The sequence below is a fragment of the Citrobacter sp. A316 genome (assembly GCF_002042945.1).
GTDB lineage: Bacteria > Pseudomonadota > Gammaproteobacteria > Enterobacterales > Enterobacteriaceae > Citrobacter > Citrobacter portucalensis.
In genome coordinates this window covers 1-496 of the sequence record NZ_MVFZ01000048.1, presented here as the reverse complement: position 1 = coordinate 496, position 496 = coordinate 1, and the positions used below count along the sequence as shown (strand labels likewise).

Sequence of the window (496 nt, the reverse complement as noted above, 5' to 3'; positions counted from 1 at the left end):
CTTTGTAGTGCTCACACAGATTGTCTGATGAAAATTAGCAGTAAGAAAATCTCTGCAGGCTTGTAGCTCAGGTGGTTAGAGCGCACCCCTGATAAGGGTGAGGTCGGTGGTTCAAGTCCACTCAGGCCTACCAAATTCTTTCTGATACCGCGTTGTGAAACGACTCGCATACTTCAGTATGCTTCGCCGTTCCACGCCTTGTCTCAGCAAGAATTAAGGTGAATGAGATAACTACGATGGGGCTATAGCTCAGCTGGGAGAGCGCCTGCCTTGCACGCAGGAGGTCTGCGGTTCGATCCCGCATAGCTCCACCATCCTTACTGCAAAAACACAAGAAAACTTCAGAGTGTACCTGAAAAGGTTCACTGCGAAGTTTTGCTCTTTAAAAATCTGGATCAAGCTGAAAATTGAAACGACACACTGTTTCATTTCTCCGTAATAAGAAATGAAAAATGGTGTGTTCGAGTCTCTCAAATTTTTGCAGGTCGATGATGAA

2 tRNA genes are annotated in these 496 nt (G+C 45.6%); both read left to right on the top strand.

The features are described 5' to 3' along the window. Positions 1 to 56 precede the first annotated feature (56 nt). Positions 57 to 133, top strand: a tRNA-Ile gene (locus tag BZK41_RS26770). A gap of 105 nt (positions 134 to 238) precedes the next feature. Then, positions 239 to 314, top strand: a tRNA-Ala gene (locus BZK41_RS26765). Positions 315 to 496 lie beyond the last annotated feature (182 nt).